Annotated in this window: 12 protein-coding genes; 8 read left to right on the forward strand and 4 right to left on the reverse strand. The window is 62.9% G+C overall.

Going from position 1 to position 12,917, the window contains the following annotated elements; genetic code table 11:
• Nucleotides 1-232: 232 nt before the first annotated feature.
• Nucleotides 233-1,153: a polyphosphate kinase 2 gene (gene ppk2, locus BPNPMPFG_RS01790; protein ID WP_258592977.1), complete on the forward strand. Its 921-nt coding sequence runs from the start codon at nt 233-235 to the stop codon at nt 1,151-1,153.
• Nucleotides 1,154-1,442: 289 nt separating this feature from the next.
• Here ppk2 and BPNPMPFG_RS01795 read toward each other — a convergent pair whose 3' ends face one another.
• From BPNPMPFG_RS01795 to BPNPMPFG_RS01810, 4 genes are all read right to left on the reverse strand, one after another.
• Entirely contained in the window at nt 1,443-2,087 is a 645-nt protein-coding gene (locus BPNPMPFG_RS01795; RefSeq protein WP_258592978.1) for a dihydrofolate reductase family protein, read from the reverse strand.
• Nucleotides 2,088-2,287: 200 nt separating this feature from the next.
• Entirely contained in the window at nt 2,288-3,319 is a 1,032-nt protein-coding gene (gene hemB, locus BPNPMPFG_RS01800) for a porphobilinogen synthase (RefSeq protein ID WP_258597033.1), read from the reverse strand.
• Nucleotides 3,320-3,421: 102 nt separating this feature from the next.
• Entirely contained in the window at nt 3,422-4,249 is an 828-nt protein-coding gene (locus tag BPNPMPFG_RS01805; protein ID WP_258592979.1) for a DUF8605 domain-containing protein, read from the reverse strand.
• A gap of 3 nt (nt 4,250-4,252) precedes the next feature.
• Nucleotides 4,253-4,519, reverse strand: coding sequence for a hypothetical protein (locus BPNPMPFG_RS01810; RefSeq protein WP_258592980.1), 267 nt, complete (start codon nt 4,517-4,519; stop codon nt 4,253-4,255).
• A gap of 466 nt (nt 4,520-4,985) precedes the next feature.
• On the opposite strand from BPNPMPFG_RS01810, the gene BPNPMPFG_RS01815 reads away from it, so the two are divergent.
• From BPNPMPFG_RS01815 to BPNPMPFG_RS01845, 7 genes are all read left to right on the forward strand, one after another.
• Nucleotides 4,986-6,029 (forward strand): enoyl-CoA hydratase/isomerase family protein, encoded by a 1,044-nt coding sequence (locus BPNPMPFG_RS01815; protein ID WP_258592981.1) that lies wholly within the window; start codon nt 4,986-4,988, stop codon nt 6,027-6,029.
• Complete coding sequence (locus BPNPMPFG_RS01820; RefSeq protein WP_258592982.1) at nt 6,026-6,448, forward strand: DUF6163 family protein; 423 nt, start codon at nt 6,026-6,028, stop codon at nt 6,446-6,448. The genes BPNPMPFG_RS01815 and BPNPMPFG_RS01820 overlap by 4 nt, the downstream gene beginning before the upstream one ends.
• 238 nt (nt 6,449-6,686) lie before the next feature.
• A complete protein-coding gene (gene ldtR / locus BPNPMPFG_RS01825) occupies nt 6,687-7,202 on the forward strand; it encodes a transcriptional regulator LdtR (RefSeq protein WP_013896002.1) in 516 nt (171 codons plus the stop codon).
• A 424-nt stretch (nt 7,203-7,626) separates the two neighbouring features.
• Nucleotides 7,627-8,880, forward strand: a complete 1,254-nt coding sequence (locus tag BPNPMPFG_RS01830; protein ID WP_258592983.1) for a L,D-transpeptidase family protein — start codon at nt 7,627-7,629, stop codon at nt 8,878-8,880.
• Between the two features lie 143 nt (nt 8,881-9,023).
• A complete protein-coding gene (locus BPNPMPFG_RS01835) occupies nt 9,024-10,670 on the forward strand; it encodes a Na+/H+ antiporter (RefSeq protein ID WP_258592984.1) in 1,647 nt (548 codons plus the stop codon).
• Between the two features lie 178 nt (nt 10,671-10,848).
• Complete coding sequence (glyA, locus tag BPNPMPFG_RS01840) at nt 10,849-12,162, forward strand: serine hydroxymethyltransferase (RefSeq protein WP_258592985.1); 1,314 nt, start codon at nt 10,849-10,851, stop codon at nt 12,160-12,162.
• A gap of 74 nt (nt 12,163-12,236) precedes the next feature.
• A complete protein-coding gene (locus BPNPMPFG_RS01845; protein ID WP_413776895.1) occupies nt 12,237-12,872 on the forward strand; it encodes a hypothetical protein in 636 nt (211 codons plus the stop codon).
• Nucleotides 12,873-12,917 lie beyond the last annotated feature (45 nt).

A 12,917-nucleotide genomic window follows, 5' to 3' on the forward strand; every position in this document is an offset into this window, starting at 1 on the left:
ATGGGCCTGCCCCATTTGTAGGACAATTTGGACCGTTTGTCGCCATGCCACGACGACGGATCGATCATGCCTCGCCGGATTTGCAGCGGCGGCCATCACGCCCAGGCTTGCAATAAAACCGTCATTGCCGGCCTATATTGCAGTCGGCTCAGGTGTTGCCACTCCGGGGCGCAGGCCAGGGGTTTGGGGCGCCGGACGTGGATCGACAGGGCTTGCAAGCGGAGCAGCTGAAATGACCGAGCTAAAACAGAATTCTCCTGCCAAGGACTGGCTTGAAGCCGAACTCGCCGACACGCTCGACGAAGACTATGAGCTCGAAATGTCGGAGCCGGCGCTGTCGATGGAGATCGCCAAGATCTACAAGAACTCGCATCCGCCTTCGATCGACCGCATGCAGTATTTTCGCGACCTGATCAGCTTGCAGTCCGAGCTGATCAAGCTGCAGTCCTGGGTCGCCTACCACAAGAAGAAGCTGGTGGTGATCTTCGAAGGCCGCGACTCCGCCGGCAAGGGCGGCGTGATCAAGCGCATCACGCAGCGGCTCAATCCGCGCATCTGCCGCGTCGTCGCCCTTCCGGCCCCGACCGAGCGCGAGAAGTCGCAATGGTATTTCCAGCGCTATGTCCCGCATCTGCCGGCTGGCGGCGAGATCGTGCTGTTCGACCGCTCCTGGTACAACCGCTCGGGCGTCGAACGGGTGATGGGCTTTGCCGGACCGGCGCAGGTGGAAGAATTCTTCCACGACGTGCCGGAGTTCGAGCGCATGCTGGTCCGCTCGGGCATCACGGTGGTCAAATACTGGTTCTCGATCACCGACGAGGAACAGCAGATGCGCTTCCTGATGCGCATCCACGATCCGATGAAGCAGTGGAAGCTGTCGCCGATGGACCTGCAGTCGCGCGTGCGGTGGGAACAGTACACGAAGGCCAAGGAAGAGACCTTCGCCCGCACCAATATTCCCGAGGCGCCCTGGTTCATCGTCGAGGGCAACGACAAGAAGCGGGCGCGGCTGAACTGCATCGACCACCTGCTCAAACAGATGCCGTATGAAGAGGTGCCGCACGAGGAGATCATGCTGCCCGAGCGCGTCTTCAATCCCGAATACGAGCGCCAGACGCTGCCGCGCGAGCTTTATGTTCCGGAGAAGTATTGAGGTAGGGTTCCCTTCTCCCCGTCCCTATACGGGGAGAAGGTGCCGGCAGGCGGATGAGGGGCGGCGCCGGCTTCGACAGTTGAGCCAGCATAAGTCGCAGCATGAGCGACACTTGTTCCTCCGCCATATTGCCATCGATGGCGCTCCCGGAACCACAATATTCGGCCGGTTGCGTCGCCCCTCATTGCCATGCCGGGAATTTCTTCCCGTATAGTGACGGGGAGAAAGGGGCCTGCACCAAGGCTTTCGCTAATCGCCATGGTCGCAGACATGATGTTCACGCCATTTCCTAAGCGCGCTCGATCACCACATGAGTAGCGAGCGGCGTGGCAACCTGCTCGCTGCAGAGGTAGCCGAGCCTGGGCATGTCGAGGCCTGCAAATAGGTTCTCGCCCGCGCCGAGCAGCACCGGCGAGATCGCCAGATGCATCTCGTCGATCAGTTTCTCCTGAAGATATTGCTGGATGGTGGCGACGCCACCGCCGACCCGCACGTCCTTGCCGCCGGCCGCCGCCTTCGCTTGCTCAAGCGCCGAATGGATGCCGTCGGTGACGAAGTAGAAGGTCGTGCCGCCCTCCATGACGAGCGGTTCGCGCTTGTGGTGGGTCAGCACGAAAACCGGCACATGGTAGGGCGGATTATCACCCCACCAACCCTTCCAGCTACCGTCAAGCCAGTCGCCTCGGATCGGCCCGAACATGTTGCGGCCAAGGATCCAGGCGCCGACATTCTCGAAGCTGCGCGCTGCAAAGTCCTCATCAGTGCCGGTCGCACCGCCTTCCCCGCCGAACATCTTGCGGAAGGTGCGGGTGCTGAAGGCCCATTTGTGCAGGGCCGGACCGCCGACACCGAGCGGATTTTGCAGATCCTGATCGGGACCGGCGCCGTAGCCGTCGAGCGATAGGGTGAAAGCATTGACGCGAAGTTTGGACATGAGAGCCGCCTCCATAACTGGTTGTGTTCGCAATCGGTTTTTTGTAGCAAACTGATTGCGAATTGCAAGCGGTGTTTTCAAGCCGAACGAACTCAAGGCGGTTGGTCAAACGACCCTCGCTCTGGTTCCCCGGCGGAAGCCGGAAATTGTCATGGATGTCGAGGCGGATCGCCGCGACCGGCGATCGGCAGGAAGAGAAATTATCCCTTCAGCATCTTCGCCACTTCGGGCGCGAAATAGGTGAGGATACCGTCGCAGCCGGCGCGCTTGAAGGCAAGTAGGCTCTCCAGCATCGCCTTTTCGCCATCGATCCAGCCATTGGCGGCGGCAGCCTTGATCATCGAATATTCGCCCGACACCTGGTAGGCGAAGGTCGGCATCTGGAATTCGTCCTTCAGCCGCCGGATGATGTCGAGATAGGGCAGGCCGGGCTTGACCATCAGCATGTCGGCGCCTTCGGCGATGTCCTGTTCGGCCTCGCGCACCGCCTCGTCGGAATTGGCGTGGTCGATGTAGTAGGTCTTCTTGTCGCCCTTGAGCAGGCCGGCGGTGCCGACCGCCTCGCGGTAGGGGCCGTAGAAGGCCGAGGCGAATTTGGTGGCGTAGGACATGATCGCCACGTCCTGAAAACCGTTGGCGTCAAGCGCGTCGCGGATGGCGCCGATGCGGCCGTCCATCATGTCGGAGGGCGCGATGATGTCGGCGCCGGCCGCCGCCTGGATGACGGCCGCGGCGGTCACCTGTTCCACCGTCTCGTCGTTGACGATGATGCCGTCGCGCAGGATGCCGTCATGGCCATGGCTGGTGAACGGGTCGAGCGCGGCATCGGTGATGATGCCGATCTCAGGCACCGCGTCCTTTATCGCGCGGGTGGCGCGGTTGATGACGTTATCGGGGTCGAGGATGTGCGAGCCGGTCTGGTCGCGCAGCGCGATGTCGACATTGGGGAAGGTGGCGAGTGCGGGAATGCCGAGCCTTGCCGCACGCTCTGCCTCCTTGACGGCGAGATCGATCGACAGGCGGAAGACGCCCGGCATGGCGGCGATCGGCTCGCGCACATTTTTGCCGTCGACGACGAAGATCGGCCAGATCAGATCGTCGACCGTAAGCCGGTTCTCCTGCACGAGACGGCGTGACCAGTCTGCCTTGCGCATGCGGCGCAAACGGCGGCTGCCGGTGATGTCGTCGACGCTGCGCGCGCCGGCTGGCTTTGCTGGCGTGAATTTGTTCATCGCCGTCGGGGTGAATTTGTTCATCGCCAAAACTCCGGGTCGGCGACTTTTACCACGAGCCCTTGCCGCTGACCAATGCGACACGTTTGTGCCAGGCTGGAATCAAGGTTGCCCATTGCCCGACAGAACCTGCGCCGCGCCGCGCATGGCGACGCGGAAAGCCTCGTCGAAGGAAACGCCACGCACTTGCCATGCGTAGGTCTTGCCGCCCGTCGCCAACCGCCAGTCGGCGATCCAGCCCAACTCCTTGTCGCTCCAGACGATACTGCCGGAAAGCGCCTGATCGGCGCCCGCCTTTTTCGCAACAGTATCCAGCTTCGCCAAGTCGGCGTCGCGCAGCGTCCTGTCGTCCAACCCGGCCTGCGACAGCAGCGCCGCCGTTGGGAATGTCACCTGCATGGCCAGCGGCGCGGCGGCATTGCTGAAGGATTCACGCATAAGCGTGCCGCGCTCGCCATCGGCATCGAGCGCGAAATGCCGGATGCCTTGCTCGGTCGACAGGAACACCGCCAGCCGTACCCGCTCCGCCAGCCAGGGCTTGCTGCCAAGCGAAATCAGAACCGGGTCGATCGTCGCCGGGGTGTATTGGCAATAGAGGTCGTGCGGCCGGTCGTGCGTGCCTTGTTCGTCATGCACCGGGATGCCTTCCATGCGATCGCGGTAACGGAAACCCGTGACGAAGCTGCCGGCCTTGTCGCGCAGCGCCGTCATCTGAGGTTTCGCCAGCAGGCGCTGGTCGCCGGACACCCGGACCAGAACCGCATCGAGGCAGATCTTGAAGCCTGCCTGGCGGTTCGGCTCGACTTGACCGGTGACGATGGTCTGGGATCTGTAGAGATCCTCGACATCAGCCGCCCTGGCCGGACCATTGGCGGCGCAGATGGCCAGCAGGCTACCCAGAACAAGGGCAAGGCGCAAAAACCGCGGCATGGCTCACCGTCCGCTTCGAAACCCGTCATCGACTGAGGGCGGCCATGCAAGGTCAGGGCCGGTTCTGAAGAACGATACGTTGTTGGTGAAAATGCTGACCGGTGCAAGCCTGATCATACGTCCATCCGGATGTTCGATCTGGGCCACGTTGTCGATGAACCACGCGTTCCAGTCTGCTTCGGGGCCGAGATATTTGTGAAGGAGTCGCTTGAAGCGGTCTGGCGACATCGGTTCGACGGTGGCGGCGCCGCGCAGCCCGAGGTGCAGCAAGATGCCGGCATTGTTGTCGAAGTGAACAATTTCCACCGTGCAGCGCGGGTCTCTCTGGAGATGCTTTACCGCGCTTCCATCCGATGATCCGAGAAGCCAGATCGCGCCGTCTTCTCAGATGAACCATACCGGCGCGTTGCGCGGCGCGCCGTCCGCGCCGACGGTCGCCAAATTCGCCATCAACGGGCGGCTTAGAACATCGTCCGGGTCGAACTCTTGCGTCATCGCCAAATTGTCTCCCGGCGCTCCGGTTACAAGGGTCAAGCATTCACCCTCGAGCCAAACAGACGGATAGCCGTGCTGTCGCCGGCAAATTTGCACCCATTTGGCCGCAACGCAAAGGACGGTCTCTTTCCACTCCCGAGATCCAAACAGACGCATGATGGCCGGGCCTGGCATTGACGCACCCATGCGCCACGCTTTAGCACTCCAGTCCCGGCGGCGCGGGGGAGGGGATTCTTTCACGATGGATTTTGGCGGCGGCGACGAGATCCGCTTCGAGCATCTGGGCCGGGCCGGCGTCGTCACGTTGACGCGGCCGCAGGCGCTCAATGCCCTGACGCACCGCATGGTCAAGGCGCTGGGCGCCGCTCTCACCGCCTGGGAGAATGACCAAGGCGTCGATGTCATCGTCGTCAAGGCTGAAGGCAGGGCGTTTTCGGCGGGTGGCGACATCCTGCATGTCTATGAGGCCGGCCGGGCGGGAAAGCCGCCGGTCGAGTTCTTCGCCGACGAATACCGGCTCAATGCCCGCATCAACAGCTTCAGGAAACCCTATGTTGCGCTGATCGACGGCATCGTCATGGGCGGTGGCGTCGGCATCTCCTTCCATGGCTCGCACCGGGTGATGACCGAGAATGCCCAGTTCGCCATGCCGGAGGTCGGCATCGGCTTTTTCCCGGATGTCGGCGCCAGCCATTTGCTGCCTGACCTCGGCGGCTCCTTCGGCATGTATCTGGCGCTGACCGGCAATCGCATCCGCTATGGCGATGCGCTGTGGTCGGGGCTGGCCACACATACCATCAAGGCCGAGGACCAGGGTGGCTTCCTCGACCGGCTGACGCTGACCGGCGATCCGGAATCGGTGCTGCGCGGATTTTTCGTTCAGGCCAGGCAGGAGACCGACAGGCCGACGCTGGAGGCGATCGTCCGTCATTTTTCGCAACCATCGCTCAAGGCCGTCATCGACAGCCTGGAACGGGCGGCGGGCGACGATGCGTTCGCGGCAAAGGCACTGGCGACGATCCGCACGCGCTCTCCGACCAGCCTGCGCGTCGCCTGGCGCGAGATCAGCGCCGGGCTGACACTGTCGATGGACGCCTGCATGAAGATGGAGTTCCGCATCCTCAACCGGATGCTGGCCGGCCATGATTTCTACGAAGGCATCCGCGCCGTCATCATCGACAAGGATTCGAAACCGCAATGGCGGCCGGCGAGCCTGGATGCGGTCAGCGAGGCGGATGTCGACGTCTATTTCGCCCCGCTTGGCGAGCGGGAGCTCGACCTGTGAGCGAGGTGACCTCGAGACGCGTCGTCCTGCAGCCCTCAGGGGTGGAGGTGATCTTCGCCTGGTTCCAGCGGGTGATCGCCGGCTACTGCCTGCTGTTCGGCATTCTCTACTGGATCAAGCTGATCGGCTTCTATCCAGGCTCGCTCTGGCGTTTCGACCTGATGCCGGTGCACTGGCAGGTGGCGGCGGTGGTGCTCGCCGTGTTCTTTCCCTTCGCCGCCGCCGGTCTGTGGATGCTGGCGTCCTGGGGGCCGGTGATCTGGTTCATCTGCGCGGTAACCGAGATCGTGATGTATGCCGGTTTCCCCGATCTTTTCGGCCACCGACCGCTCATCGTCATCTCGCATACGGCGGTGGCGCTGCTCTACATCGTCTTTCGCGTCGTCATCTACCTGCAGAAACGACCGGTACGGCACTAAGCCCTTGGGCGCATTGGCGACCTGGCGGCTGCCTGGATTCGAGCCCGCGATTGTTGGCTAAATCTTTAGGTTAATTATCCTTGCTCGGGTGACCGTTCGTTAAGCCTCTTTCGAAACCTGTTACCGGTAAGCTCTTGTTAGCCCTAGCGTTTAAGTCGAATTTTATGAGTATTCGATAGTGTCGCGATCAAGGTGAAAAACAAAAAATCACCAGGGCGACAAACGAGAGGCAAAGACAATGATCAATTCGCGTCCGGCGGCGAAGACCGCCAACGTATCCGACGACCGCCGCGAGGCTATCCGCTCGCTGTACATGGAATCGCTGCAGCTTGTTGAGCGGCTGCACCGCCGCTTGCTTGACGTGATCAAGGACGAATTCGACCGCAACGGCCGTTCCGACATCAATGCCATCCAGGCGCTGCTGCTGTTCAACATCGGCAATTCGGAGCTGACCGCCGGCGAGCTGCGCTCGCGTGGCTACTATCTCGGCTCGAACGTCTCCTACAATCTGAAGAAGCTGGTCGATCTCGGCTTCATCAACCACCAGCGCTCGCGCATCGACCGCCGTTCGGTCCGTGTTTCGCTGACGCCGAAGGGCAACGAGGTGGCTGATGTCGTCGCCGGTCTTTATGAGCGCCATGTCGGTTCGATCGAGCAGGTCGGCGGCATCAACACCGACGAGTTCAAGCAGATGAACCGTGCTCTGCAGCGGCTCGACCGCTTCTGGAACGACACCATCGCCTACCGGATGTAAGGCGCATCCGCCGCATCGAATCTGGCCCGCGCCAAAGAAGCGCGGCCGAAATATCGACCTTCAGTCAGGGCCGGTGCCGAAAGGTATCGGCCTTTTCTTTTGGTTTGCCGCAGTCATGTGGCGGCTTCCGATCCCCGATCGATGCCGAAAAAGCACGGGCCTTTCATTTCGCCGCGTCGGTCGGGCCAAATTCGGCCGCAAGCCACGTTGCCGCCATATTCCAATGGAACCGAGGATGCCGGTGATGCTGTGGTCAAGGCCGTGCGTTCACCCGGAACCTGTATCGTGCCTCGATCGTTGATGGCCGAACTGATACGGACCATGGTTGGCCAATTGTTAAGATTGCCAACTTTAGAGTGCGGGCAAGATCGCCCTTATAACCGAACGCAGCAGATCGAACGCGACAAGAATGTCTGGAACGTCCATGAGAACCAGCCGCCGCTTTTTCCTTTCCGGAGCCTCCGCGCTCGCAGCCGCGATAGTCGCCGGCCGCGCCAATGCGCAGGATGTGATCGGTGACATTCTGAAATCGTCATCGCGCGGCAATTGGGACGATCAGTTCGACGCCCGCGCCAGCGAAGGTGCCAAGGTGGCCTCGACGCTGCCGATCTTCAGCCCGCAGACGGTTGCCTTCACCGAACAGGCGGTAGCGCAGTATCAGAACATTGCCGGGCAAGGCGGCTGGCAGCCGGTTCCCGACACCAAGAAGCTCCAGCTCGGCGTCGACGATCCCGATGTCGTGCCGTTGCGCAAGCGCCTGATGGTTTCGGGCGACCTGTCGCAGAGCGCCGGCATTTCGACGGCCTTCGATTCCTATGTCGACTCGGCGGTGAAGCGCTTCCAGTTGCGTCACGGCCTGCCCGCCGACGGCTCCATGGGCAAATACACCTACTTGGCGATAAATGTTTCAGCGCAGATCCGGCTTGGCCAGTTGCAGACCAATCTGCAGCGGCTGAAGGAGAAGGCCGGCACGCTTGGCAGCCGCTATGTGCTGGTCGACATTCCGGCGGCGCAGGTCGAAGCGGTCGAGAACGACCGCGTCGTGCTTCGCCACACCGCGATCGTCGGCAAGATCGATCGCCAGACGCCGATCGTCAATTCCAAGATCAACGAGATCATCGTCAATCCGTACTGGAACGCGCCGGTCTCGATCGTGCGCAAGGATATCATTCCGCTGATGCGGAAGAATCCCGACTATCTGAAGGACAGCCATATCCGCCTGTTCGCGCCTGACGGCAGCGAGGTCAATCCGCTCAATGTCGACTGGTCGACCGACGACGCCGCCAAGTACCGCTTCCGCCAGGACCCCGGCGCGGGCAACGCGATGGCCTCGGTCAAGATCAATTTCCCGAGCCCCGACGGCGTCTATATGCACGACACCCCGCAGCAGAGCCTGTTCGGCAAGATGATGCGCTTCGATTCCTCGGGCTGCGTGCGCGTGCAGAACGTGCGCGACCTCGTCACCTGGATCCTGCGCGACACGCCCGGCTGGGACCGCCAGCATTTCGAGGCGGCGATCAAGACCGGCGAAAACACGCCGATCCAGGTCACCAATCCGGTGCCGGTCCACTTCCTCTACCTCTCGGCCTGGTCGACAGGCCCGGGCGTCGTGCAGTTCCGCGACGACGTCTATGCGCTCGATGGTGCCAACGAACTGCAGATCACCTCGTCGCTTTAAGGAGCTGATTATTTTACAAAAAAGGCCGCCCAGTCGAGGCGGCCTTTTGGTTGCGGGGGTTCCGTTGCGCTTTTCGCGGGAGGGGCGGCTGGACGGATCGGCCGGCTTTGCGCATGGTCGGGGGACAAGTCTGGAACCGGACCATGCAAGTTGCCGTCTTCATTTTGGTTGTGCTCGCCTTCGTCGCCGTTTCCGGCGCACTGGTGCGCCTGGTTCGGGTGCCGTTGCCGGTGCTGCAGATTGCCATAGGGGCCGCGGTCGCCTGGCCGGTGCGCGGCATCCATGTCGAGATCGACCCGGAACTGTTCCTGCTGGTGTTCATTCCGCCGCTGCTGTTCGGCGATGCCTACGGCGCACCGAAGCGCGAACTGATGGCGCTGCGCGGGCCGATACTGGACCTCGCCATCGGGCTGGTGTTCTTCACCATCGTCGGCTTCGGCTATGCCTTGCACTGGCTGGTGCCGAGCATCCCGCTGCTCGTCGCTTTCGCGCTCGCCGCGGTGCTGTCGCCGACCGATGCGGTCGCTGTGTCCTCGATCGTCGACAGGAACCTGGTTCCGGCGCGGCTGATGTACATTCTCGAAGGCGAGTCGCTGCTCAACGACGCTTCGGGGTTGGTCATGTTCCGCTTCGCCGTGGCCGCGGTGCTGACCGGCAGCTTTTCCTTCACTGCTGCATCTCTAAGCTTCCTTTATGCCGTCGCCGCCGGCATCCTCATCGGTGTGGCGGCGCTGTTCGTCGCCGCCAAGGTGCTGCAATTGCTCAACCGCATCGGCGGCGTGCCGGCCGAGGCGCAGGTGCTGGTGATGATCCTGCTGCCCTTCATCGCCTATCTCGGCGCCGAACACATCGGCGCTTCCGGCGTCCTGGCGGCGGTCACCGCCGGCCTGCTGACCGGCGGCTCCGGCGTGTTTCGCTTCCTCGGCGTTTCGGCGCGCATGCAGACGATGTCGCTATGGACGACGCTTTCCTTTGTTTTCAACGGCGCTCTCTTCATCGTGCTCGGGCTGCAGCTTCCCGACATCATCCGCCACGTGCCGCCGGAACTCATGAGCCTGCATCCGGTCATCCAGCCGATCGCGACCGTGATTGCGCTGACGCTGTGCCTGATTGCGCTGCGCTTTCTGTGGATCTGGGTCGGCGACATCGCGGCTGGCATCGCGGCGCGTTTGGGCAAGCGCAAGGCGGAGCCGTTCGGGCTGCGCCTGCGGCTCGCCGGTTCGGTGGCCGGTGTGCGCGGTGCCATCACGCTGGCCGGCATCCTGTCGCAACCGCTCGCCATGCCGGACGGTTCGCCGTTTCCGGCGCGCGACCTGGTGATCTTCCTGGCTGCCGGCGTCATCATCTGCTCGCTGGTCTTCGCCAGCATCGCCTTGCCGACGATCGCCCGCGGGCTGGTCGAGCCTGGCGAGGATGCCAGTGCCGCCGAGGAACGCCTGGCGCGTGTCGGCGCCGCCAAGGCGGCCATCGCCCGCATAGAGAGCATCGCCGGAGCTGGTGACGACGACGGAGGCGAGGTGCCCGGCGCCCGGCTGGCCGCCGCCGACAACATCGTCGCCGGCTATCGGCGCCGCATCGCCGCCTCCGACGAAGCCGATGAAGCGCGCGCCGAGGCCCGCGAAGCCGGGCGGCTGGAACTCGAAATGCGACTTGCCGGCATCGAGGCCGAACGCACGGCCGTGCGCGACATGTTCCGCAGCGGCCAGATCAACGACCATACGTCGCAGGCGCTGTTTACCGAGATCACGCTCACCGAGGCCTTGCTGAAAGGCCGCAAGGCACGGAAATAGCCGCCTCGTCGCCTCGTTGGCGCAATCCGGCCAGCAAATTTCGCGCCGCAAACGTGGCGGGGTGAAAACAACTGTGTTAATGGCGCGGCGAATGCATGTCGCCCAAAAGTGTGCAGCGGTTTTGGGACAACGAGATGCATAAATCAAACTTGCCCCCGAACCCCAAGGATTTCAGGCCATGGCAACAGCAGCGGCAGTGTCGAACAAATTCGAATCCTTCTTCGAAACCACGCTGGCCGATGCCGATCCGGAGATTTTCGGCGCCATCCGCAACGAACTCGGTCGCCAGCGTCACGAGATCGAGCTGATCGCCTCTGAAAACATCGTCTCGCGCGCCGTGCTCGAGGCGCAGGGCTCGATCATGACCAACAAATATGCCGAGGGCTATCCGGGCAAGCGCTACTATGGCGGCTGCCAATTCGTCGACGTGGCCGAGGAACTGGCCATCGAGCGCGCGAAAAAGCTGTTCGGCTGCAATTTCGCCAACGTGCAGCCGAATTCCGGCAGCCAGATGAACCAGGCCGTGTTTCTGGCGCTCTTGCAGCCCGGCGACACTTTCATGGGCCTCGACCTCAATTCGGGTGGGCATCTGACCCACGGTTCGCCGGTCAACATGAGCGGCAAATGGTTCAAGGTCGTGTCCTACGGCGTGCGCCAGGACGATCATCTGCTCGACATGGACGCCATCGAGAAGACCGCGCATGAAACCAAGCCGAAGCTGATCCTGGCCGGCGGCACCGCCTATTCGCGCGTCTGGGACTGGAAGCGTTTTCGCGAGATCGCCGACGCGGTCGGCGCCTATCTGATGGTCGACATGGCCCACATCGCCGGCCTCGTCGCCGGCGGCGTGCATCCGTCGCCGCTGCCGCACGCCCATGTGGTGACGACCACCACGCACAAGTCGCTGCGCGGTCCGCGCGGCGGCATGATCCTGTGCAATGACGAGGACATCGCCAAGAAGATGAATTCGGCGGTGTTCCCCGGCCTGCAGGGCGGGCCGCTGATGCATGTCATCGCCGCCAAGGCGGTGGCCTTCGGCGAGGCGCTGAAGCCGAGCTTCAAGGTCTATGCCGAGAGCGTCGCCGCCAACGCCAAGGCGCTCGCCTCCAGCCTCAAGGAAACCGGCCTCGATATCGTCTCCGGCGGCACCGACAACCATCTGATGCTGGTCGACCTGCGCCCCAAGAACGCCACTGGCAAGCGCGCCGAGGCGGCACTCGGCCGCGCCAACATCACCTGCAACAAGAACGGCATTCCGTTCGACCCGGAAAAGCCTTTCGTCACATCGGGCGTGCGCCTCGGCACCCCGGCCGGCACCACGCGCGGCTTCGGCCAGGCCGAGTTCCGCGAGATCGGCAAGCTGATCGCCGAAGTTCTGGATGGTCTCAAGGTGGCCAATTCCGACGAGGGCAATGCCGCTGTCGAAGCGGCGGTCAAGGCCAAGGTGATGGCGCTGACCGATCGTTTTCCGCTCTATCCCTATCTCGGCTGACGGGACAGGAGGTCTCATCACCTTGCCGCGACGACAGGCGCCGTCGCGGCAAGGCTGCGACGGGAGTCTTGATGATGCGAATCGTTCGTCTCGCCGACCTTGCCGCCGCGGGCGTCCTGGTCGCTTTGATTGCCTTGCCGTTCTCCGGCATCGCCTTGGCGCAAACTGTCCCCGCTCAGCCCGCGCCCACGCAAGCCGCGCCCGCGGCGTCCGCGCAGGCAGAACCCAAGCTTGAAACCTTCGGCAGATGGTCGACCCTGGTCGACGCGGTCGACACCGGTCAGGATATCCGCAAGACCTGCGCTGCCTCGACCGCCTTTATCGGCGCCGGCGGCGAGAGCGGTACCCTGACGCTCATCATCTCGAACGGCGATGCACTGCCGCCGAATGCCTATCCCTCCCTGACCATCGCCGTCGACAACAAGGATTTGCCGACCGGCAAATCGGTCGCGGCCACCTTTGGCGATGACAAGGGTCACGTTGCCGCAAAACTCCATTCCGATGCCGCCATCAACGGCCGGCTCAGCTGGACCGTGGACAATCAGGCCAAGACCAGCCTGGCGCTCTTACGCGTCATGCGCCGGGCAGCGGCACTGGATGTCACCTTTGGCGACGCGCCGGTTGGAAGCATCTCCATGGACGGCTTCTCCAAGGCCTATCGCAGCCTCGGCGCGTCGTGCGGGTTTCCGACCGCCGACGTCGCTCCCTGACGGCATCGGCACGCTGTCCCGCCGCCTGGCGAGGCTGGCAATCTT

It is taken from the genome of Mesorhizobium sp. AR07 (genome assembly GCF_024746815.1).
Taxonomy (GTDB): Bacteria; Pseudomonadota; Alphaproteobacteria; order Rhizobiales; family Rhizobiaceae; genus Mesorhizobium.

What these genes read in the sequence shown, in the direction of transcription:
- ldtR (WP_013896002.1), top strand. Translation starts at nt 6,687, where the DNA reads ATGATCAATTCGCGTCCGGCGGCGAAGACCGCCAACGTATCCGACGAC.
- BPNPMPFG_RS01830 (WP_258592983.1), top strand. Translation starts at nt 7,627, where the DNA reads ATGAGAACCAGCCGCCGCTTTTTCCTTTCCGGAGCCTCCGCGCTCGCA.
- BPNPMPFG_RS01835 (WP_258592984.1), top strand. Translation starts at nt 9,024, where the DNA reads ATGCAAGTTGCCGTCTTCATTTTGGTTGTGCTCGCCTTCGTCGCCGTT.
- hemB (WP_258597033.1), bottom strand. Translation starts at nt 3,319, where the DNA reads ATGAACAAATTCACGCCAGCAAAGCCAGCCGGCGCGCGCAGCGTCGAC.
- BPNPMPFG_RS01845 (WP_413776895.1), top strand. Translation starts at nt 12,237, where the DNA reads ATGCGAATCGTTCGTCTCGCCGACCTTGCCGCCGCGGGCGTCCTGGTC.
- BPNPMPFG_RS01805 (WP_258592979.1), bottom strand. Translation starts at nt 4,249, where the DNA reads ATGCCGCGGTTTTTGCGCCTTGCCCTTGTTCTGGGTAGCCTGCTGGCC.
- BPNPMPFG_RS01795 (WP_258592978.1), bottom strand. Translation starts at nt 2,087, where the DNA reads ATGTCCAAACTTCGCGTCAATGCTTTCACCCTATCGCTCGACGGCTAC.
- BPNPMPFG_RS01815 (WP_258592981.1), top strand. Translation starts at nt 4,986, where the DNA reads ATGGATTTTGGCGGCGGCGACGAGATCCGCTTCGAGCATCTGGGCCGG.
- ppk2 (WP_258592977.1), top strand. Translation starts at nt 233, where the DNA reads ATGACCGAGCTAAAACAGAATTCTCCTGCCAAGGACTGGCTTGAAGCC.
- glyA (WP_258592985.1), top strand. Translation starts at nt 10,849, where the DNA reads ATGGCAACAGCAGCGGCAGTGTCGAACAAATTCGAATCCTTCTTCGAA.